The organism is Frigoribacterium sp. AC759, from assembly GCF_979256015.1.
This window is the reverse complement of the sequence record NZ_CEEDMT010000228.1, coordinates 1-230: the sequence shown is the minus strand read 5'-3', so window position 1 is coordinate 230 and position 230 is coordinate 1. Positions and strand designations below refer to the sequence as shown.

Annotated in this window: 1 pseudogene; it reads right to left on the bottom strand. The window is 75.7% G+C overall.

What is annotated here, in order from left to right:
* Positions 1 to 230: pseudogene (locus ACZ6JE_RS15770) on the bottom strand (ABC transporter permease); the annotation flags it as partial.

Here is a 230-nt window from a genome sequence, read left to right as displayed (position 1 = left end):
CGTCGACCAGCACCGCGACGGAGTCCCTCGCCCACCGCGGGGACAGCGAGCCGAGCACGGCGAGGAGCACCCCGACGACGAGGGCGGTCGCGCCGGAGGCCAGGGCGCCGAGCGCGGTCGTCGTCGACGCGCGGGCGACGTAGCTGAAGACGTCGCGACCGACGGAGTCCGTGCGGAACAGGTGCTCGGTCGAGGGCGGAGCCCAGGCCGCGTACGGGTCGGTCGCGAAC